At 69.1% G+C, this 19160-nt stretch carries 16 protein-coding genes; 8 read left to right on the top strand and 8 right to left on the bottom strand.

What is annotated here, in order from left to right; all coding sequences use genetic code 11:
* Nucleotides 1–69: 69 nt before the first annotated feature.
* Nucleotides 70–495: a DoxX family protein gene (locus AJAP_RS06675; protein ID WP_038509042.1), complete on the top strand. Its 426-nt coding sequence runs from the start codon at nt 70–72 to the stop codon at nt 493–495.
* 79 nt (nt 496–574) lie between these two features.
* Here AJAP_RS06675 and AJAP_RS06670 read toward each other — a convergent pair whose 3' ends face one another.
* From AJAP_RS06670 to AJAP_RS06640, 7 genes are all read right to left on the bottom strand, one after another.
* Nucleotides 575–1180: a GTP-binding protein gene (locus AJAP_RS06670; RefSeq protein ID WP_026466899.1), complete on the bottom strand. Its 606-nt coding sequence runs from the start codon at nt 1178–1180 to the stop codon at nt 575–577.
* A complete protein-coding gene (locus AJAP_RS06665; RefSeq protein WP_016336739.1) occupies nt 1161–1532 on the bottom strand; it encodes a DUF742 domain-containing protein in 372 nt (123 codons plus the stop codon). The genes AJAP_RS06670 and AJAP_RS06665 overlap by 20 nt, the downstream gene beginning before the upstream one ends.
* The gene (locus AJAP_RS06660; RefSeq protein ID WP_037341577.1) at nt 1529–1939 is read right to left on the bottom strand and encodes a roadblock/LC7 domain-containing protein; all 411 of its coding nucleotides are present in this window, start codon (nt 1937–1939) and stop codon (nt 1529–1531) included. Before AJAP_RS06660 ends, AJAP_RS06665 begins: the two co-directional genes overlap by 4 nt.
* Nucleotides 1940–4453, bottom strand: coding sequence for a sensor histidine kinase (locus AJAP_RS06655; protein WP_038509041.1), 2514 nt, complete (start codon nt 4451–4453; stop codon nt 1940–1942).
* A 373-nt stretch (nt 4454–4826) separates the two neighbouring features.
* Complete coding sequence (locus AJAP_RS06650; RefSeq protein ID WP_038522507.1) at nt 4827–5177, bottom strand: hypothetical protein; 351 nt, start codon at nt 5175–5177, stop codon at nt 4827–4829.
* A gap of 241 nt (nt 5178–5418) precedes the next feature.
* Nucleotides 5419–6600, bottom strand: a complete 1182-nt coding sequence (locus AJAP_RS06645; RefSeq protein WP_038509040.1) for a kynureninase — start codon at nt 6598–6600, stop codon at nt 5419–5421.
* The gene (locus AJAP_RS06640; RefSeq protein ID WP_038509039.1) at nt 6584–7231 is read right to left on the bottom strand and encodes a hypothetical protein; all 648 of its coding nucleotides are present in this window, start codon (nt 7229–7231) and stop codon (nt 6584–6586) included. Before AJAP_RS06640 ends, AJAP_RS06645 begins: the two co-directional genes overlap by 17 nt.
* Nucleotides 7232–7380: 149 nt before the next feature.
* Between AJAP_RS06640 and AJAP_RS06635 the strand changes: the two genes are divergently transcribed.
* Nucleotides 7381–9246, top strand: a complete 1866-nt coding sequence (locus AJAP_RS06635) for an AMP-dependent synthetase/ligase (protein WP_038509038.1) — start codon at nt 7381–7383, stop codon at nt 9244–9246.
* 123 nt (nt 9247–9369) lie between these two features.
* A complete protein-coding gene (locus AJAP_RS06630) occupies nt 9370–10026 on the top strand; it encodes a maleylpyruvate isomerase N-terminal domain-containing protein (protein WP_038509037.1) in 657 nt (218 codons plus the stop codon).
* A 153-nt stretch (nt 10027–10179) separates the two neighbouring features.
* Here the strand turns inward: AJAP_RS06630 and AJAP_RS06625 are convergent, their stop codons facing one another.
* Nucleotides 10180–11073 carry an SDR family NAD(P)-dependent oxidoreductase gene (locus tag AJAP_RS06625; RefSeq protein ID WP_037342529.1) on the bottom strand — a complete coding sequence of 298 codons (894 nt, stop codon included), beginning with the start codon at nt 11071–11073 and terminating at the stop codon, nt 10180–10182.
* 371 nt (nt 11074–11444) lie between these two features.
* Here AJAP_RS06625 and AJAP_RS06620 point away from each other — a divergent pair, with 371 nt between their 5' ends.
* The 5 genes from AJAP_RS06620 to AJAP_RS06600 all read left to right on the top strand — a co-directional run bounded on the left by AJAP_RS06620 (nt 11445) and on the right by AJAP_RS06600 (nt 19149).
* Nucleotides 11445–12659 carry an MFS transporter gene (locus AJAP_RS06620; RefSeq protein WP_148311458.1) on the top strand — a complete coding sequence of 405 codons (1215 nt, stop codon included), beginning with the start codon at nt 11445–11447 and terminating at the stop codon, nt 12657–12659.
* 386 nt (nt 12660–13045) lie between these two features.
* Nucleotides 13046–14470, top strand: coding sequence for a GGDEF domain-containing protein (locus AJAP_RS06615; RefSeq protein WP_037341564.1), 1425 nt, complete (start codon nt 13046–13048; stop codon nt 14468–14470).
* A gap of 76 nt (nt 14471–14546) precedes the next feature.
* Nucleotides 14547–16709 (top strand): phospholipase A2, encoded by a 2163-nt coding sequence (locus tag AJAP_RS06610; protein ID WP_038509036.1) that lies wholly within the window; start codon nt 14547–14549, stop codon nt 16707–16709.
* 162 nt (nt 16710–16871) lie between these two features.
* Nucleotides 16872–18494, top strand: coding sequence for an LCP family protein (locus AJAP_RS06605; protein ID WP_037341562.1), 1623 nt, complete (start codon nt 16872–16874; stop codon nt 18492–18494).
* Between the two features lie 184 nt (nt 18495–18678).
* Entirely contained in the window at nt 18679–19149 is a 471-nt protein-coding gene (locus AJAP_RS06600; protein ID WP_038509035.1) for a helix-turn-helix domain-containing protein, read from the top strand.
* Nucleotides 19150–19160: the final 11 nt, after the last annotated feature.

Below are 19160 nucleotides of genomic sequence, written 5' to 3'. Positions count from 1 at the left end.
CCGATGGGGGTATCCGGCATCCTCAATCACATCAATGGTTTAGACCACCTTGAGCCGGAAGGATGCGTCATGACCCAGACAGCCGCCGCCACGACCACCGAGGTGGGCCCGACCGCTCCGAAGTGGCAGGGACTTGCCCTCTCCGTGGTCCGCGTTGTGGTGTCGTTCCTCTTCCTCTGCCACGGTTTGCAGAAGATGGGACTGTTCGACAAGGCCGCCGTACCGGTCGGCACCTGGCCGGGCTGGTACGCCGGGGTGATCGAAACGGTCGGTTCGCTGCTCGTCCTGGCGGGCCTGTTCACCCGCCCCGTCGCGATCCTGCTCTCGGGCACGATGGCGTACGCGTACTTCGTCGTACACCAGCCCGACGCGCTGCTTCCGTTGCAGAACAAGGGCGAGACGGCCGCGCTGTACTCCTGGATCTTCCTGCTGTTCGCGGTGGTGGGACCGGGCACCTATGCGCTCGACACCCTGCGCCGCCGCCGCAAGTCCTGAACCCCCGCCGATGCCAGGAACGGTCCTTTCCTTGCGAAATTTGCAAGGAAAGGACCGTTCCTGGCACTCCGGAGAGGCGTCAGCGGCCCTGCGGCAACCCGGCGGCCAGGTCCGAAAGCGCCAGCACGTGCTCCATCAGCACGGTCAGCACCTGCTTGGTCGACTCGCGTTCCCGCGCGTCGCACAGCAGCAGCGGGACGTCCATGCCGACGTCGAGCGCCTGCCGGACCTCCTCGGTGCCGTAGCGGTACGCGTTGTCGAAGCAGTTGACGGCGACGACGAACGGCAGCCCGCGGCGCTCGAAGAAGTCGACGGCCGCGAAGCAGCTGTCGAGCCGCCGGGTGTCCGCCAGCACGACGGCGCCCAGCGCGCCTTCGGCCAGCTCGTCCCACATGAACCAGAACCGGTCCTGACCGGGCGTGCCGAACAGGTACAGGATCAGCTCGGGGTTGATGGTGATGCGGCCGAAGTCCAGCGCCACCGTGGTGGTCGTCTTCTTCTCGACGCCGGTGAGGTCGTCGACGCCCTCGGACGCCGCGGTGATGACCTCCTCGGTGCGCAGCGGGGGAACCTCGCTGACCGAACCGACCATCGTGGTCTTACCGACCCCGAACCCGCCGGCGATGAGGACCTTGACCGCGTTCGCGGTCAACGATCGCCGGGGCTCAGAGTTTCCGGATGCCATCAAGAACCGCCTGGAGTACGTGTTTGTTGGGGGTGTCGGTGACCGGGGTCGCGGTGCGGAACAGCACGAGGTTCTGTTCGATGAGGTCGCTCAGCAGCACCTTCACCACCGGCAACGGCAGATCGATACGCGCGGCGACCTCCGCGACGGACGTCGGTCTCTGGCACAGGTTGAGGATCCGCCCGTACTCCGGCTCGAAGCCCGCGACCTCGTGCGAGGAGCGCATGGCGACCACCAGGGTGATCAGGTCGAGGCCGAGCGTGTCCGAGCGGGTGCGCCCGCCCGTGACGGCGTACGACCGGACCAGCGGCCCGGCCTCCTCCTCGAACCACGACTCGTGCCGCCCGCTCATGGCGAAGTGGGAGTCGCGGCGCGGGGCGCCGAGGTGAGCACCGCGCCGACCCGCTTGACCATCAGGTTCATCTCGTAGGCCACGAGGCCCATGTCCGCGTCCTCCTTCGCCAGCAGCGCGAGGCACGCGCCGCGGCCGGCCGCGGTGACGAACAGGAAGGCGTGGTCCATCTCGACCATGGTCTGACGGACGTTGCCGCCGCCGAAGTGCCGTCCCGTGCCCCGCGCGAGGCTCTGGAACGCCGACGCGACCGCGGACAGGTGCTCGCCGTCCTGCTCCGACAGGTTCCCGGACCGTCCGATCAGCAGGCCGTCGGAGGACAGGACCACCGCCCTGTCCGCCCCGCTGACGCGCTTGACCAGGTCATCCAGCAACCAGTCGAGTTCACTGACTCCCGCGTTGGCCATCTAGTCACGATCTCCGCACATGTCGAGGTCGGTGTAGTCGTCGGTGGGTTCGGTGTCCCGGCCGCGGCGCGTGCCCTGCTGGAACGCGGCGAGCCGGTTCCTGGCCAGCTCGGGGGTGTCCTCGCGGACCTCCTCGCGCTGGGCGGCCGGCCGGTCCTCCATCAGCTGGGGGACCAGGTTCGCCTGACGACGGCGCTGCGGCAGCGGTGGCCTGCCGGGCGCCTCGGGGCCGGGCCGCCGGGTCTGCGGCGGACGGCCGTCCTGGGGCCGGGTGTCGGCGGGCGGCCACGCCGGCGGCTGCACCGGCTGCGGACGGGCCTCGGCACGCGCGGGTTCCGGGCGGATCGGCTCGGGCCGCGGCGTTTCCGGCCGGGGCACGCGCGGCGGGCGCGGGGGCAGCGGCGGCAAGGCGCCTCCAGGCTGCTCCGGTCCCTGCTGCACCTGCGGCTGGGGTTGGGGCTGCGGCGCGACCGGCATCGGCACGGGCAGCTCGGGCCGCTCCGCGGGGAACTCGGTGCGGTGGCGGGCACGACGGCCCGGAAGCAGCGGCGCGGCCTCCGGCACCTCGGTGCTCTCGGGGTCCACCTCGTCCTCCGGCTCATCAGACGGGACCGGCGCGAGCAGGTCGGTGCGGACGAGCACGATGGCCCTGGTGCCGCCGTACGCGGATTCGCGCAGGTGCACGGAGATCCCGTGCCGTGCGGCGAGGCGCGCGACCACGAACAGGCCCAGCCGTGGCTCGGCTGACAAGGCCATGATGCCGAAGTCCGGCGGATCGGCCAACATCGCGTTCAGCTCGGCGGCCTGCTCGGGCTCGATACCGAGGCCCTGGTCCTCGACCTCGATCACGACACCCTTGCCGACCACGTTGCCCCGCAGCTCGACACGCGACTGCGGCGGCGAGAACGAGGTCGCGTTGTCGATGAGCTCCGCGAGCAGGTGCACGAGGTCGCCGACGACCGGGCCCTGCACCGCCATCGCGGGCATCTTCGCCGTCTTCACCCTGGCGAAGTCCTCGGTCTCGGCCGAGGCGCCGCGGGTCAGCTCGGCGAGCGTCACCGGCTTGCGCCACTGACGGCCGGGCTGGCCGCCACCGAGGATGATCAGGTTCTCGGCGTTGCGGCGGGCGCGGGTGGAGAGGTGGTCCAGTTGGAAGAGCGTGTCCAGCTGCTCCGGGTCCTCCTGCTTGCGCTCGGCCTGGTCGAGCACCTTGAGCTGGCGGTGCACGATGACCTGGCTGCGGTGCGCGATGTTGAGGAACACCGTCTTGGTGCCCTCACGGGTCCGGGCCTCTTCGACGGCGGCCGCGATGGCGGTCTGCTGAGCCTTGTTGAAGGCCTCGGCGACCTGGCCGATCTCGTCGTCGCCGTGGTCGAGGAAGTGACCCTTGTCGTCGAGGTCGACGGGTTCGCCCGCGCGCACCCGGTCCACCAGCTCCGGCAGCCGGATCTCGGCGACGTCGAGGGTGTCCTCGCGCAGCCGGGCCAGCCGTCCGATGAGCCGGTTCGACAGCCGCAGGGCGATGACGAACACGCCGATCGCCACCAGCAGCGCGATGGCCGCGGCGATGGCCGACGTGATCAGCGTCCGGTCGGCGTCGTCGACCGCCTGCGTCGTGGCCGTACCACTCTGCTCGACGAAGCCGCGCATCATCGCGTCGCTGACGCCGCGCGCGGCCTGCAGCCACGTCTGCTCGGGGATGGGGAGCGTGGCCTTGCTGTTCTGCAGGAAGGTGTTCTCGACCGTGTTGACGGCCTTCCACGGATCACTCGCGACGAGCTGGTCGAACTTCGCCTTGACGTCCGGGAGCATCCGCGAGACCGACGACTCCAGCTGCGAGCGGTAGGAACCGACCTCCGTGACGTACGCGCGGTAGGTCTCGTCGGTGAAGCCGCCGCCCGCGACGGCCGCGGCGGCGAGGGCGTTCGCGCGCTGCATCTGGTCGATCGCGGTGAACAGCGGGACCGCCGTGATCCGCTGATACGCGTTCTCGGCGTTCGGCGCGTCCTGGGCCAGCCCGGTCAGACCGTCGACGAACTGGTCGAGGATCTGGTTGTAGAAGGTGAAGGCGTCCAGCAGCGGAAGCTGACCGGAGTCGGCCGACTGCCGGATCTGCGGCATCTTCTGGAGGAGCCCGTTCAGGGTGGCGATGTTGCGCTGCACGCTGTCGGGCGAGTCCCCGATGAACTTCTGCAGATGCGCGGCGACACCCTGGGCGGCGGCGTCGGTCTTGGCGCGCTGCTCGGTGAGCGTGGCGTGCTGCGACCGGTCGCCGGCGAGCTCGCGCAGCGCCAGGCGCCGCTCTTCCTGTACTTGGACGAAGAAGGGGAGAGAAGGGGCTTCCGAGTCACGGATCCGCTGCGCGTAGTCACGGCCATTGACCGCGTCGAAGATCAGGTACCCGCCGATCGCCAGACCGACCAGCATCAGCGCGATGCTCGGAATGAGCGCGATCGTCAGAACGCGCGAACGAATCGAAGAGCCGCGGCCTCGTCCAAGGGAAATCTGCTTCACCGTGGTCCGTTTTCCTTCCGGCAGTTATTGGTGTCGGGTCGCCGGGGATCTCATACCCGCGGGATCCGATAGCCGGATCAACACAGCGTGGTCCGCTCCGCCCGCGAAGACGCTAGGAGACCCAAACGGGTGAGTCAAGTCCAGACGCGAAGGGTAGTCGCGTATGGCCGTGACCTGCTGACAAGAGGCAGCCGGACCAGGAAAGTCCACCACGTGGGACAGGGCACCCGGCTAAGTGACCGACCAGTAGATCACCTGGCGGTTTAGCGCAGGCAGCGGCTTGATCGACGCTCTTCGGACACGATCAAGTCACACCTCGTGACGTCCGCGTCTCAGCGAAAAAGTCGACGAAAACTACTCGCCGTGACGTCGCTCACGCTTTTGGACCAGGGCTCCACATACCGTTCGGTTTGCGAACGACATCACCGCGGAGGAACGCCGTCGTAACACCCTTCGCGCCACGGAATCGAGAATTTCCGACGCTTATCGGGGCCGATTCGGCGAAATGATCTTCGTCGCGGCGGCCGAGTTCGTCGTCGATGAGCGCCTCGACCCGCCCGGACGCGTCCCGCAGCATCCGGACGCCCGCCCAGCACAAGGTCCCCACCCCGCAGATCAGGATCGCGACGAGAACCGTCTCCACCGGGTACCGGGAGCCGAATTCGTTGAGCAGGAAACCGGAGGCGACACCGAACACGGCGACGACGACATAGGTGAACGACACGATCCCCTCCTTCTCCAGGCGCCGTGGCCCGCGCCTCACCGGTAAGACGGGCGACGTAGGTTTTCCTTACGCCACAGGGGAAGGATCTACGTCACATTCGCGGCGAGAGCGAATGTCGAGATTAACAGCGGATTCGCGAAAGATCGCCCGTTCTCCCCCACCGGGGCGAGGCGATCACCTATTTGCCACCCATTTCCGAATGCGGTTCACCATTTTCACCACACCGGGTATCACTCCGCGCTCAGCCCCGGAGATCCCGCAGCGTCGTGACGGCGCGGAGCACCTCGCCGTACGTGGTGTAGAGCGGCGCGAGCCCGAACCTCAGCACGTTGGGCGGGCGGAAGTCGCCGATCACCCCACGGTCGATCAAGGCCGCCATCGTCTCGGCCGCGTCGTCGTCGATCACCGAGATCTGATGCCCGCGGTCCCGGCCGCGCGGGGTCGGGATCTTCGCGCCGCCGAGGAGCTCGTCCGCGCACCGGAAGAAGAAGTCGCCGAGCGCGAGGCCCTTCTCCCGCAGCACGCCGCGGTCCACGCCGTCCCAGACGTCGAGGGCGGCGTCGAGCGCGAGCAGCGAAAGCATGTCGGGCGTGCCCGCGCGGCCACGCTCGATACCGGCGTGCGCCTCGTACGCGCCCCGCATCGCGAACGGGTCGCGGTCACCCGCCCAGCCCGCCAGTGGCTGCTCGAAGCGGTCCAGCCATTTCGTCGCCACGTAAAGGAAAGCGGGCGCGCCGGGGCCGCCGTTGAGGAATTTGTAGGTGCAGCCGACGGCGAGGTCCACGCCTGCCGCGTCCAGCTCGACCGGCAGCGCGCCGACGCTGTGGCAGAGGTCCCAGAGCGCCAGCGCCCCGGCGCGGTGCAGTGCCGCGGTCAGCCCGGCCAGGTCGTGCGCGCGCCCGGTGACGTAGTCGACGTGGTTGATCAGCGCGACGGCCGTCCGCTCGCTCACCTGGGCGGGCATGTCCTCGGCGACCACCCGGCGCACCGTGCGCCCGGTCAGCCGGGCGGCCTCGTCGGCGATGTAGCCGTCGGTCGGGAAGGTGTCGGCGTCGACGAGGATCTCGTCGCGGCCGGGCTGGAGCCGGGTGGCGGCGACCAGTGCCTTGAACAGGTTCACACTCGTCGAGTCCGCCACGACGACCTGACCCGGCGCCGCGCCCACGAGCGGCGCGATCCGCCCGCCGACCCGTACCGGCGCCTCCCACCAGCCCTCCGACCAGGACCGGATGAGCCGGCCGCCCCATTGCTCGCGGACGACCGCGGCGAGCCGTCCGGCCACGTGTTTCGGCGGGGCGCCCAGCGAGTTGCCGTCGAAATAGGCGACGCCCGCGTCGAGGTCGAAGTCGTTTCGCTTGTGCGCCAAGGGATCGGCCGCGTCCAGCGCCGCGGCCTCGGCTACGAGGTCAGTCACGGCCACCATCGTCGGCGAGTGTGTTCCAGAAGTCCAGTTCGTACGACTGGAAGAGCCGCGCGTGCGTCCGAGCGTCCTTTTCGGACAGTTCACCGGCGTCGAGCGCGGCCTGCACGGCACGGACGGCCAGGTCTTCGAGCTCGGGCGACGGCGCGCCGAAGAAGTCGAAGAAGGCGCAGGCCTCGTCGTCGAAGCCGTACCGCTCGCGCATCGCGGCGGCGATCGCGGCGCAGTACCGGCCGAAGGCGGCGAAGTTCGCGACGATCGCCACGATGACGTCCGCCGGTTCGCCGTTGAGCGCCAGCCAGGCGACGAACGCCGGATACGCCTGGCATCCCGCGCGCGGCTCGAAATCGGGCGATTCCTCCGCGAGCGCCGCCAGCTTGCCGAGCGCCAGCCCCTCGCCCGAAGCCAAGGCCGCGAAGAACTCTCTCGCGTTCCGCTCCCCCGCACGCGAGGCGAGGTGCAGGAAACTGCGCCAGTCGCTGCGGACGATCCGGTACTCCTCCTCGGCGATCGCGGCGAAGACCTCCCGCGGCGCCTCGCCCGCTTCGACCGACGGGACCAGCCTGTTCTCGCCGTCGCGCGGGGCGAGTTCCGCCTGGACCGCGTCGATCAACTCGCGTGCCGAACCGGTCATCGTCGAGGCTCCTCCTTGTTCGGGGCTGACGCGGTGAAAACGGAAAAGGTGGACATTTCGCGTAGCGCAACCGTGGCCGCGATTCTCTATCCAGCACTGCCGACAGCCCTTACAGTGTGCCTGATCAGGCAGCATCGAGGAGGCCAGCGTTGACCACCCAGCCGACCGTCGCCGAGCAGATCGAAGGCCAGACCATCCCCGCCCTGCTTCACCGCAACGCCCAGGAGTTCGGTGACCTGCCGGCGGTGACGTCACTCGACATCGAGGGCAAGCCGACCCTCACCTGGGCCGAATTCCGCACCGCCATCGCGGAGGTGTCCCGTGGGCTCGCCGGTCTCGGGCTCGGCGTCCGCGACCGGATGCTGATCATGGCGCCGAGCAGCCCGGAGCACCTGATCGCCGACCTCGCCGCCGCCCATCTCGGCGCGATCCCCTGCACCGCGTACGCGACGCTGAGCCCGGAGCAGATCGGGTTCGTCGCCCGGCACAGCGCCGCCGGCGTCGTCGTCCTCGCCGGTGCCGACGAACTCGACCGCTGGTCCCAGGTGCTCGACGACCTGCCCGCGCTGAGGCACGTCGTGCTGCTCGACGCGTCCGTGATTCCCCAGGACGACAAGCGTTTCCTGTCCTTCGCCGATCTCCGCGCGGCGGGCGCCGAGGCGCACGCGGCCGACCCGGAGGCGTTCGAGACGGCGTGGTCCGCGATCACGCCGGACGACCCGCTGTCGATGATCTACACCTCGGGCACCACCGGCGACCCCAAGGGTGTCGTGCTGTCGCACCGCAACGCGATCTACCAGGCCGTCGCCGTCCAGAAGCTGCACGACTCCCCGATGCACGCCACGAACATCGCGTATCTGCCGCTCGCGCATATCGCCGAACGGGAACTGTCGATCTACATGCCGATCGTGTGGGCCGGGCACGTGCACACCGTCGGCGATCCGACGGGCGTCGTCGGCGCGCTGGGCCAGGTGCACCCGAAGAGCTTCTTCGGTGTCCCGCGCGTGTGGGAAAAGATGGTGGCGGGTCTGAAGAACCTGCTCGGCTCGCTGCCGGAGGAGAAGCGGAACGGCCTGATCGGCGCGAACGAACTGCTGCAGCAGGGCTACAAACTGCGCAGTGACGGCAAGGAAGTGCCGCCGGAACTCGCCGAGAAGATCGCGCAGACCGACGCGGCCGCGCTCGCGCCGGTGCGGGCGATGCTGGGCCTCGACCAGATCGAGGTCGCGTCCAGCGGCGCCGCCGCGCTGCCGGTGGAGATCCTGTACTTCATCGCCGGGCTCGGCGTCGAGATCCAGGAGGTCTGGGGACTTTCCGAGACCACCGGCGCGGTCACGTCGAACACGCCGACGGCGTTCAAGGCCGGTTCGGTCGGCCGCCCGCTGGAAGGCATCGAGGTGAAGGTCGCCGAAGACGGCGAACTCCTCGTCCGCGGCGCGATCGTGTTCCTCGGCTACCTCCAGGCGGACGGCACGATCAAACCGGACGTCGACGCCGACGGCTGGCTCGCCACCGGCGACATCGGGACGATCGACGAACGCGGCTTCGTCACGATCACCGACCGCAAGAAGGAACTGATCATCACTTCGAGCGGCAAGAACATCGCCCCGACGAAGATCGAAGGGCTGCTCAAGGAACACCCGCTGATCGGGCAGGCCGTCGCGATCGGCGAGAAACGGCCGTATGTCACGGCGCTGATCGTCGTCGACGACGAGATCGCGCCGGGCTGGGCGACCGCGAACGGCATCCAGCTCGCCGAGGGCGAATCGCTCGCCGACAACGCCGAGGTCCGCGCGGAGATCGAGAAGGCCGTCGAGGCGGCGAACGCACGGCTGGCCAGGATCGAGCAGATCAAGCGGTATCACGTGATCCCCAAGGCGTGGACGCCGGAAACCGGCGAAGTGACGCCGACTTTGAAACTGAAGCGGCGGATCATCAACGACCGGTACGCGCCGACCATCGCGGACCTGTACGCGGCCGCCACCCCCGAACCCGCTCCTGCCGCCGGCTCCTGACCCCTCGCGCGCGCCAGGAACGGTCCTTTCCTTGCGAAATTTGCCAGGAAAGGACCGTTCATCGCACGCGGACCGGGCCGAAAGGAGTCGCGACCGGTCGGCGACCGCTGCTAACTTGCCGCCGTGGATCTCTTTTCCCGATCTTGGGCGGCGCTGCTCGCCGCCGTCGCCGAAACCCCCGACGAAGACTTCGACAAACCGTCCGGTTGCGCCGGCTGGCTGGTGCGGGACCTGGCGTGTCACCTCGTGATCGACGCCCAGGACGTGCTGATCACCCTCGCCACCCCCGCCGACACGGAACCGACGCGCGACGCGGTCACCTACTGGGAGGTGTCCGACGAACCGCCCACCGGTGAGGACGACCTCGACGCGCTGATCGTGCGGCTCGCCGCCGCATACCAGGAGCCGCGGCTGCTCAAGTTCCACCTCGACGACGTCGGTTCCGCCGCCGGCAGGGCCGCCACCCTCGCCGACCCGGCGGCCCGGGTCGCCACCCGCGACATCGTCCTGACCGCGGGCGACTTCCTTTCCGCATACGTCCTGGAGTGGACGCTGCACCACCTCGACCTGGTCGCGCACCTCCCGCACCTCGACGGCCCCGCCGCCGAGGGCCTCGCCGAGACGCGGCGGATCCTGGAGGAGCGGACCGGCGAGAAGTTCCCCGAGTCGTTCTCCGACACCGACGCGCTCCTGGTCGGCACCGGACGCCGCGAAGCGACCGACGCCGAGAAGGCCGCTCTAGGCGACTTGGCCGCGAAGCTGCCCTTCGTCATCGGCTAAACCGGACGACACGCGTGACTGGATGGCGAACTCGCGTGATTGGGGACGGGACTCGCGTGATTGGAGGCGTTCCGTCTCTGATCACGTGAGTTCGCCGCCTGATCACGCGAGTTCCGTCTCTGATCACGCGTGTCGTCCGTCTGATCACGGGTGTCAGGCGGTCCGGGTGGACTCCGTCCATTTGCGGAGCCGGGGCGGGACACGCTTTTCGAGGCCGTAGTTCTCCAGGTGCGCGCTGAAGACCTCGTCGAAGGCGCGCTGCACGGTCTCGGTGTCCCACACCGGCCGCTCGAGGATGGGCTGCTTCAGGTACGGCTGGCCCATGACGTGCAGCTGCGGCCCGTTGCAGCGGATCATCTGCCCGGTGATCCCGTCGGATCCGGAGCCGAGCAGGAAGAGCACGACCGGCGCGATCCGCGACGGCGTCCGGTCCGGTGGGCAGGCCCGCAGCGACCGTTCGGACTTCCACACCATCCGGGTGTGCGCGAGCGGGCAGACCGCGTTCACCCGGATCCCGCTCTCCTCCAGGTCGAGCGCCCAGGAGTAGGTCAGCGAAGCGACGGCGCCCTTGCTGGCGGCGTACACGCCGAGCTTGCGCTGCCCGAGCGACGCCCCGGACGAGATGTTGACGATCGAGCCGGGCGTGCCCCGCGAAACCATCGCCTTGATCGCGGCGAGCCCGGTGTACATGACGCCGAGGACGTTCACCTCGACCAGTTCCCGGGCCTGCTCGACGTCGTCCTCCCACGGCAGCGCCTCGTAGTTCAGGCCCGCGTTGTTGACCAGCCCGTCGATCGCGCCGAACTCCGCGAGACAGAGGTCCACGATCTCCTGCGCCTGCTTCGGATCGGCGACGCTGTGACCGCTGGCGACCGCCCTGCCCCCGAACCGCCGGATGTTCTCCGTCGTCCGTTCGGCCAGTTCGGCGTCGATGTCGTTCACCACGACGGCCCCGCCCGCCCTCGCCACGTGCACCGCGAACGCCTCGCCGAGGCCACGACCCGCCCCGGTCACGACGACGGCCTTGTCGTCGAGCAAACCGTTCATCGCCTTCACCCCTTTGACCCAGCCGGCCTCCACCTCCAGACCGGTCTCTACTCAGTGTTGGACCATTCGGCCCAGCCGGACCTCCGGCGGCGGCGAACGGCGGCCCGGCTGCGCCGAGCGAGGGTGGGGCGATCGGCCCGGAGATACCCGCGGACGAGTCAGGCCGACATCACCCACCGGTCAGACGGCGTAGCCCGATCAGCCCAACAGGCGAAGGATCGGCCGGTCTTCTGTTCGTCTCGCTGTAGCCGGAGGCATACTGAACGTCGTCCGGCGGGACGGCAACTGTGACTCCCTCGCTGACCACGTAACACGGCAGGCAAGAATGCGAGGAAAGCAAGTTCACCCGATCGGGGGGAGGTGGTCACGCAGTGAAGATGAACGCGGCGCCGCGGATGACCGCCGCCCTGGCGAACCGCGAGTTCCGCGCACTCTGGCTCGCCGAGGTGCAGTCCCTCATCGGGGATCAGCTCACCATCGTGGCGCTGGCGATCCTCGTCTACGACCGGACCGGCTCCGCGTTGCTGTCCGCGGTGGTCTACTCCCTGACCTTCCTGCCCGCGCTGGCCGGCGGTCTCGGCCTCTCCCAGCTGGCCGACCGCTACCCGAGGCGCACCGTCCTCGTCGTCTCGTCCCTCATCCAAGGCGCGCTGATCGCGATCATGGCGATCCCTGGCACCCCGCTCGCCCTCTTGTGTGGGCTGGTGGTGCTGGCCCGGCTCGCGAACGCGCCCGGCAACGCGGCACAGAACGCGCTGACCCGCGAGGTGTTCACCGACGACGACCTCTATCTGAAGAGCCAGGACATCCGGGGCATCTCGACCAACACCGCGATGCTGCTCGGGCTGGCGGGCGGCGGTCTGCTGGTGTCGCACGTCGGGGCGAGCTGGGCGCTGGCGCTGGACGCCGCGACGTTCCTGCTGAGCGCGGCCGTTGTCCGCTTCTCCGTCTCCAGGCGGGCGGCGGCGTCCGACGGCAACGGCAGCTGGTTCGGCGCGGTGAAGCAGGTCTTCGGCAACCGCCATCTGCGGGTGCTGATCTGGTTCTCGTGGCTGGTCGGCCTGGCCGTCATCCCCGAAGGGCTGGCCGCGCCGCTCGCCGCGGAGATGGGCGTGGGGAAACAAGCCGTCGGCTGGTTGCTGGCCGCCGATCCGCTGGGATTCGTGATCGGGGCGTTCCTGCTGTCCCGATTCGTCTCCGCGGAACAACGGAGGAAGCTGCTCGGCGTGCTGGCGGCACTACCGATGGTCGCCCTGATCGCCTTCGCGCTCAAGCCGGGGCTGATTCCGGCGTTGCTCCTGCTGGCGGCGGCGGGTGCCGCGGGGGCGTACCTGATCACGGTGAGCGCCACGTTCATCACGTGGGTCCCGAACGAACTCCGGGGCGGTGCGGGTGGGGTGTACCGCACGGGATTGCGGGTGGCTCAAGGAATAGGGGCGGGACTCGGCGGGCTCGCCGCCGATCGGCTCGGGGCGGCGACCTCGGCCATCGCGCTGGCAGGCGTGGTCGGCCTGCTGCTGGCCGTACTGGTCGCGCTCAGCTGGGGCCACATCAACGGATCCAGCCCGGAACCGTTGCTGTCATGAGGAATCCACACGGGACACCGCTTCCACGCTCGGCCCTTCGACACTTGGGCGAAAAGAAACGACTCTCGATCAGAAGTCACGGCTCGACACTGTCCGACACCTCCCGGCATCCTCGTTGCTGCGAACTAATACCTTGTCCGGGCTCAGAAGTCACGACTGGACACTATCCGTCACCCCTTCCGCGACGCGTCTCGAAAAACATTCAGCGACCAAGATCAGAAATCACGGGACACGATTGCCACCTCCGGTCCGTGTTCGCGGGCACCCTTGCCGGTGTCGGACAACTGTTGCGATGGGATGATACCGGCCGTGGAATACGAACGGTGTATCAGTCGGTACCGGTGAGATTACTCAGCCGTGCCGTCCGGGCGGAAAAGAGGTAGCAATTGCCAGCCGAGACCGGCGACCGCCGCCAGCACGGTGACGGCACCGGCGACCTTGACGGCGCAACGGCCGCGGCCGCCGCGGACAGCGGTGTACCGGTGACCGAACGCGGGCAGGCAAGCCCGGAAGGTGACCAGGCCGGACCTCCGGAGCGCCATCCCTACGATCCCAGGGCGTGGGCGCTGTGGCAGCGGCCGAAGCGGTTCATCGCGTTCCTTTTCGCGATGGAGGCCATCGGAATCGCGATCATGGTCGTCGCGACGATGAATTCCACGAATCCGGGAAGAATCGACTGGGTTCGTTTCGCCATTCTCGCCGTCGGCGCCACGGCACATATTCAGCTCACTCAGCGTCAAGAAGAAAGACGGCGCGATCGAAGCCGCACCGTCCTCATCGACCTCACCGCGGTATGGACATTTCCGGCCGCGGTCATCCTGCCGCTTTCGCTGACGCTTTCCATCATCGCGATCGTCCGGATCCAGCATTGGTTCATCGCCCGCCGGCCCGCACACAACTTCGTGTTCTCGTCGGTCACGCACGGCGTTTCGGTGACACTGGCCTCGCTCACCTTCGCCGCGTTCGGACCGCATGAATGGGGAAGGATTTCCGGCTGGGACACCCTCGGCGAGTTCGGTGTCCTGATCGTCACCGGGATGGTCTTCGAAGCGGTGCAGATCGCCTACATCGGCGGCATCCTCGCGATCGGCTCGCCGAAGCGGCCGTCGCTGTCCACCGTGCTCGGCAACGCGGCGGACAACCTGCTGGAGGCCATCACGATCGGCCTCGGCGCGGTCACCGCGGTACTGCTGTTGATCATGCCACCGATGGTGATCGTGATGGCCGTGGTGACGGTGGTGTTCAATCGCCTCGCCGAGATCGACCAACTGCAAAACGACGCGCGGACGGACCCGAAAACCGGTGTTCTCAACATGCGCGGATGGTCGGAGTCGGCCGATCGGGCGCTCGGAAGGACTGCCCGATCGGACGACAACCTGGCACTTCTGATGATTGATCTCGACCACTTCAAGTGGATTAACGACACATATGGACACCCGGCGGGCGACGACGTCCTCCGCGATGTGGCGCGGAAATTGGACGAGGTCACCCGGCCCGCCGACGTCATCGGCCGGTTCGGCGGCGAGGAATTCCTCGTACTCCTGCCGGATATCGACGAAACGGCGGCCAAACTGGCCGCCGAGCGAGTGCGCAGCGCTATCGCCGAACTGCATATAGTGACTACCGACAAAAGGGGCAGCCGGGTGACCATCTCGGGCCGCACGACCTCGATCGGGGCCGCACTGTTCCCTCGTCACGGTGAATCCCTGGAAGAACTCCTGCACGCCTCCGACGCCGCCGTCTACGTGGCCAAGGAGAACGGCCGGAACCAGGTGCGCTTCGCCCAGGACGTCGACCGGCCCGCCACCTGACCGAGGGACACCTGGTGGGTGAACCCGGGGGTTATCCGGATGTCGGCCCCGATCGGCGGATGGCACCCTTGATCCCATGCCAGCGACAGCCGACGCCGCCGCTCGACCTGCCCGGATCCGGCGGCCATGGTCGACTTCGGGCTGGTTGCTGCTGGTCACGGTGCTGGTTTTCGGCTTCGGCCTGATCGCGTCACGGCCCGCCTCGCCGCCGGACCAGGGCCCACCGACGGGTGATCTCCTCGCCGCGCAGAACGCGGTCGACGCGCTGGTGCGGCCGGGCCCGGTCGAGAACGTGATCGCCGAACTCCCCGCCGATTTCACCGCGGTCAGCGGCATCACCCCGGGGGTGATGACGGCGCGGGACGGCACCGTACGCGCCGTCCACACCGACGGCGGTTGCTCGGCGCCCTGGGGCGACGACAACACCAAGTGGGACTACGCGGTCCCCTGCAAGGCCCACGACCTGGGCTACGACATCCTCCGCTACGCCGAACGCAAGGGTCACCCGCTCGGCCAGGAGGCGAGGGCCTCGCTCGACGACCGGCTCTCCGCCGACATGCACAACGCCTGCGTCCTCAACCCGATGGACTCACGCGGCACTTGCGACGTGGTCGCCTCCCTCTATACCGCCGGTCTGGTGCTCAACTCCTGGCATCAGCGCTGGGGGCCGCCGGTCGGCGACCCGCTCGGCCCGATGATCGTCGGCGTGCTGGTGATCGGCGCGCTGCTGGTGTTCCGCCTCCGCGGCTGGGTCCGCACCCGCCGCACGGCCGTCACGCTCCCCCGCGAACCGCGGCCGGTCGTCCCGGTCGGCCGATGGGCGTTGCTCGGGGTCGCCGGGGTCGTGCTGATGGTGCTCGGCGAATCCGCCGTCGCGCTCGCGCACTGGGCGGGGGCGCCGGAGCGGTCGTTGTGGCCGTTCACCTGGCTGGCCCAGCTCTGTCCGCTCATCTTCTTCGCGGTCGGCCGCATCAACGAGGCGGGCTGGCGGTCGATCCGCGCGAACGGCGGCCGCTACCCGCAGTACCTCGCCGACCGGGCGAGCCCGCTGCTGCGCCCGGCGCTGATCTTCGCCGTGGTCGCGCTGGTCGTCCCGCTCGCGCTGGAGGTGCTGGGGATCCCGACGGGCACGAACGCCACGGTCATGCGGATCGCGCTGCATCCGCTCTGGCTGCTCGGCGTCTTCCTGCTGACCGTCGTCCTCGCGCCGGCGCTGCTGGCGCTGTATCACCGGACGCGGGCCGCCTCCGTCGCCGGGCTGCTGGCGCTGACCTTGGCGAGCGAGGCGGCCGCGCAGTGGTCCGGCTCGGCCGTCCCCCGCTACGCGGAGACGTTGTTCCTCGCCCTCTTCGTCCAGCAACTGGCGTTCGCCCACGCCGCCGGTGCCCGCCCGTCGCGCGGCGTCCTCGTGGCGACGGCGTTCACCGGCGCCGCCGGGCTGGGCCTCACGGTCGCCGTCCGCGGCGAAGGACCGATGCTGCTCGGCGGTCCCGGCGCCCCGGCCGCGCTTTCGGGTCCGCCGTGGGGCGTGCTGCTGCTCGGCCTGGTGCAGCTCGCGCTCCTCGGCCTGCTCGCCCGGCCATTGGCCCGGCTCGGCGGCCGTCCGGCGGTCGCCGCGGCCGCGCGTCTCGTCCTGCGCGCCCCGATGAGCCTGTACCTCGGCTTCCTCGCCGCGATGCTGCTGCTCGTGGCGGTCGTCTACCTGCCGGGGCCGTTCGTGGACGGGCTCAGCTGGCTGGCCCGCCCGAAGGTCCTGCTCGCGATGGCCCTGCTCGCCGTGCCCGCCGTGCTCGTCTTCTGGTGGTTCGAACGCCATTCGGGACCTCAGCAGCGGGCGGTCGACGAGCCGGGTCTGCGGGCCATGGTGTTCTGCCGCGCGGCGGCGACGGTCGGGATGGCGTACTCGATGCTCGGCGTGTTCGGGTTCGCGCTGACGCGGTTCGGCGGCGCCTCGGCCGACGCCGACCTCCTCGGGATCCGGTTCGGTCCGGTCCAGAGCCTGGTCAACCTGCTGCTCGGGGTGTACCTGCTGCACACCGTGCGCAACGGCACGAGCCGGATGACCGGGACCTGGCTGGTCTGCGCGGTCGCGTGCGCGCCGCCCCTGATGACCGCCCTCGAAGGCGAGCGGGTGAGCGCCGCCTCCGTCGCGCTGCCGGTCGCGACGATCGTCGTCGCGATGCTCGCGGCGGCCGCCACGCTGGTCCCCGCCCGCGCGGCCCGGCGTGTCCTCCCCTGAACCACACGGCGCTGACCAGGGGATTTCCGTACCCTTGAGAGGAAACCGGTGGTGCGTGCCACATCTTCGGGGGGATGTGTAATCCTGCGACAACCCGCAACAGGCACCATGCGTCCCTTGAAGAGACCGTCGAACCGGTAACGAACAGAAGGAGCAGACCGCGTGGAGTACCCGCCTCGGAATGGGCATGGGGATCGACGTCCCGCCCGGCCTAGGCAGGACGCGCCCGGACGCGTTCCTTCCCGCCCGGCCCCGCCCCGTGGAGCCCGCCCGGTGCCCGCCCGGCAGTCCGCGGGCCAGCCGCCCCGGCGCCCGGCCCCGCGGCGCAAGTCGTTCCGCGGCCCCAAGATCGCCCTCGGCCTCGTGTCGCTGCTGGTGATGGGCCTGACCGGGTACGCGTGGGCCGCGATGGACGGCCTGACCTTCGCGAACGTCGGCATCGGCGCGGACGAAGGCGACAAACCCGCCGACGGTGCCCGCGACATCCTGCTCGTCGGCCTCGACAGCCGCACGGACGCGCAGGGCAACCCGCTGTCGAAGGAAGTGCTGGCCCAGCTGCGCGCCGGGCAGGCCGACGGCGAGCTGAACACCGACTCGCTGATCTTCGTGCACATCCCGAACGACGGCTCCAAGGCCGTCGCGATCTCGCTCCCGCGTGACTCCTACGTCGACATCCCCGGCGGCTTCGGCAAGCACAAGATCAACTCCGCCTACGCCCGCGCGATGCTCGACGAGCGCAAGAAGCTGCAGGAAGACGGCGTCTCCGACCCGAAGGAACTCGATCAGAAGGCCAACGAGGCCGGCGCGAAGACGCTGATCAAGACGGTCGAGCAGCTGACCGGCTCGACCATCGACAACTACGCCGCCATCAACCTGCTGGGCTTCAGCGAGATCACGCAGGCCATCGGCGGGGTCGACGTCTGCCTGAACGACGACGTCAACGACCAGTTCTCCGGCGCGAAGTTCACCAAGGGCCCGCACACCATCTCCGGCGTCGAGGCGCTCGGCTTCGTCCGGCAGCGGCACGGCCTGCCGCGCGGCGACCTCGACCGGGTCGTCCGGCAGCAGGTGTTCATGGCCGGGATGGCGCGGAAGGTGCTCTCGGCGGGCACGCTCGCGAACCCGGGCAAGCTCAACGACCTGATCACGGCCATCAAGAAGTCGGTCGTGCTCAACCAGAACTGGGACGTCTTCGGGTTCGCGCAGCAGATGAAGAGCCTGACCGGCGGTCAGCTCGAGTTCCGGACGATCCCGATCGTCAACATCGAGTACAAGACCCCGAACGACGGCGTCGCCATCCAGGTCGACCCGAAACAGGTCAAGAGCTTCGTCCAGGGGCTCGCGGGCCCGCAGCCCGGCGAACAGCAGCAGGCGCCGCCCGCCGAGTCGGCCAACAAGGCGACCACGGTCGACGTCCGCAACTCCACGAACCGGGACGGGCTGGCCTCGTCGGTGCTGAAGCAGCTCGTCGACAAGGGCTTCACCGCGGGCGACACGGCCACCGCGAGCGCGCGCAAGAAGACGGTGGTCTGGGTCGCCAAGGGCGAGAAGGCGGCGGGCCAGGCGGTCGCCGACGCACTCGGCGGCAACCCGACCGTCCAAGAGGACAAGAGCGTCGAGGCCGGGCACGTGATGGTCTTCCTCGGCTCGGACTTCAAGGCGCCGAGCGGCGCCGAAGGCTCCGGTTCGTCGCAGAACGCCGCCGGTTCGTCGGCCGCGGCTCCGCCGCCTGAGCAGTCCGACGAGAAGCCGATCACCGCCGAAGGCGTGCCCTGCGTCAACTGACGCGCTCTTCGAGCAGGGTTTCTTCACCCATTCGGCCCAGCCGGCCAAAATAGATGGGAAAACCACCCCCGAAACCGCGTAAGAGCGGCGCCCCTGCCGACTTTCATACACGTGAGCGCGCTCGTCCCTGGTTTTGTCACATGGGACGGGCGGTGGAGAAGGTTGGCAAGGCAGGGGATGGGGAGTGCTGATCGACGCTGAGAGCTATCAGCGGATACTCGGAGACGAGCTCCGCAAGCTCCGCCGTAAACGTGGCTGGACACGCAAGGAACTGAACCAGCATCTGCAGAGCGAGATCTCGCTCCAGACGCTGGCCACCTACGAGCTGGGCACCCGGCACTGTTCCGTGGTGCGGCTGGTCGAACTGTGCGTCGCGATGGACGAGCTGCCACAGGATCTGCTGGCCAAGGTGCACCGCCGGGTGTTCGTGGACGAACCGGGCCGGGTGCGGATCGACCTGCGCCTGGTGATCAAGGACGAGCAGCAGGAACTGCTCCCGCTGCGACGGTGGGCCGACGACCGGCTCAAGAGATCGAGTGACAACGGCTCGGCCGAGGTCCACCTCGATTTCGCGGCGCTGGAACGGATGGCCGAACTCTGCGGCATCCCCACCGTCGATCTCATCGGAAGGCTTCGCCGGCTCAACCCCTCATGAGCGCGGCGTTC

Origin of the sequence: Amycolatopsis japonica (assembly GCF_000732925.1) — a bacterium.
Classification (GTDB): domain Bacteria; phylum Actinomycetota; class Actinomycetes; order Mycobacteriales; family Pseudonocardiaceae; genus Amycolatopsis; species Amycolatopsis japonica.
This window is presented reverse-complemented; position numbering and strand designations above follow the sequence as displayed.

Bases quoted from the DNA above. Each gene is read 5' to 3' on its own strand.
- AJAP_RS06665 (WP_016336739.1), bottom strand. From the start codon at position 1,532: ATGAGCGGGCGGCACGAGTCGTGGTTCGAGGAGGAGGCCGGGCCGCTG.
- AJAP_RS06675 (WP_038509042.1), top strand. From the start codon at position 70: ATGACCCAGACAGCCGCCGCCACGACCACCGAGGTGGGCCCGACCGCT.
- AJAP_RS06670 (WP_026466899.1), bottom strand. From the start codon at position 1,180: ATGGCATCCGGAAACTCTGAGCCCCGGCGATCGTTGACCGCGAACGCG.
- AJAP_RS06625 (WP_037342529.1), bottom strand. From the start codon at position 11,073: ATGAACGGTTTGCTCGACGACAAGGCCGTCGTCGTGACCGGGGCGGGT.
- AJAP_RS06660 (WP_037341577.1), bottom strand. From the start codon at position 1,939: ATGGCCAACGCGGGAGTCAGTGAACTCGACTGGTTGCTGGATGACCTG.
- AJAP_RS06640 (WP_038509039.1), bottom strand. From the start codon at position 7,231: ATGACCGGTTCGGCACGCGAGTTGATCGACGCGGTCCAGGCGGAACTC.
- AJAP_RS06645 (WP_038509040.1), bottom strand. From the start codon at position 6,600: ATGGTGGCCGTGACTGACCTCGTAGCCGAGGCCGCGGCGCTGGACGCG.
- AJAP_RS06610 (WP_038509036.1), top strand. From the start codon at position 14,547: ATGCCAGCGACAGCCGACGCCGCCGCTCGACCTGCCCGGATCCGGCGG.